This window comes from Paenibacillus ihuae (assembly GCF_001368795.1).
Taxonomy (GTDB): domain Bacteria; phylum Bacillota; class Bacilli; order Paenibacillales; family Paenibacillaceae; genus Paenibacillus_AQ; species Paenibacillus_AQ ihuae.
In genome coordinates this window covers 83,147-84,686 of record NZ_LN831203.1, presented here as the reverse complement: position 1 = coordinate 84,686, position 1,540 = coordinate 83,147, and the positions used below count along the sequence as shown (strand labels likewise).

The following is a 1,540-nucleotide window of genomic DNA, read 5'->3' as shown; positions in this document are numbered from 1 at the left end:
TTCTGATTCCTTGTGCCAAAGCCGCACTTGCTGCCGGAGCTGACGGGATTATGGTCGAGGTGCATCCTGATCCGGCCACAGCGCTGTCCGATGCGGCGCAGCAGCTGAATATTGAGGAGTTCAATACCTTCTTCAGTGAGGTTAAGGCTTCCGGGTTGTTCCGTTAATTTAAAACAATTGGATTTTTAAGATATTTGCAGCAATCGCGAGAATAAGTGCTAAACAACCGCTTACAAGCGGATGCGGAGATTTTGTGGAGATTAAGGCGTGTCGGGTACAATAAATGACATTGGCATTGCACCGGACCGGAACATTCGTGAAATGTTCCATTAACCTTAACTGACACAGGAGGAAACCGCATTTTGAAGCAAAATAATATGAATAACGGCTGGTTGTCGAATCCCCGGAGCGACATTCTGTCAGGGATGACGGTGGCGATCGCCCTGATCCCGGAAGCAATCGCGTTCTCGATTCTGGCCGGAGTCAGCCCGATGGTGGGTCTGTATGCCTCCTTCTGCATCGCAATTGTCACCGCAATTGCGGGAGGCAGACCAGGGATGATCTCGGCGGCGACCGGTGCGATGGCCCTGCTCGTCGGCAGTCTCGTGCTGAACCACGGCATTGAATATCTGTTCGCCGCCACGATCCTCTGCGGAATCTTTCAGATCCTGATGGGGATGCTGAAGCTGGGAAGGTTCATTACCTTCCTGCCGCAGCCTGTCATGACCGGGTTTGTCAACGCGCTGGCCATCCTGATTTTTATGGCGCAGCTCACGCATTTCAAAGGACAAGGCTGGGTCATGTATGCCCTGGTTGCACTGACACTTGTAATTATCTATACAGTTCCGCGTTTTACTAAGGCAGTGCCGTCGGCACTGGTCGCTATCATCATCGTCTCCGTACTGAGCATCGTGCTTGGTCTGGACGTGAAGACCGTGGGAGATATGGGGGAGTTAACCTCTGCACTACCGCTGTTCCATATTCCGCAGCTGCCGGTCACCCTCGATATGCTGCTCACTATTCTGCCGTATTCCTTATCGCTGGCAGTGGTAGGTCTGCTGGAATCACTGATGACCGCAACCCTGATCGATGACATTACCGGTACCGGGAGCGATAAGAACCGGGAAGCGAAGGGGCAAGGGCTGGCGAATATCGTTACCGGCTTCTTTGGAGGCATGGCAGGCTGCGCGATGATCGGCCAGTCGATGGTCAACATGAAGTCAGGCGGAAGAACCCGTCTCTCCACCTTCGTCTCCGGGATTTTCCTGCTGTTGCTTATTCTTGTGCTCGGCGATGTGGTCAAGCAGATTCCGATGGGCGCTCTGGTCGGAGTGATGATTATGGTATGCATCAGTACCTTTGAATGGGGTTCGCTGGCTTCGTTGGCCCGTGTTCCGCTCAGTGATGCATTAGTCATGATTGTAACGGTGGTTACAGTGGTCGCTACAGATAATCTGTCGATTGGCGTTCTGTTCGGGGTTCTGCTCAGCGCGCTGTCGTTTGCCTGGAAAATAGCATCGATTCACCTGAGTGTTCACAC

The 1,540-nt window shown here is 52.9% G+C and carries 1 protein-coding gene and 1 pseudogene; both read left to right on the top strand.

Annotated features, from left to right (window positions below; all coding sequences use genetic code 11):
* Nucleotides 1–167 (top strand): annotated as a pseudogene (locus AQR02_RS31660) (bifunctional 3-deoxy-7-phosphoheptulonate synthase/chorismate mutase); the annotation flags it as partial.
* Nucleotides 168–377: 210 nt separating this feature from the next.
* Nucleotides 378–1,540 (top strand): SulP family inorganic anion transporter (locus tag AQR02_RS27210; protein ID WP_082452102.1); only part of this gene is annotated, 1,163 nt, incomplete at its 3' end.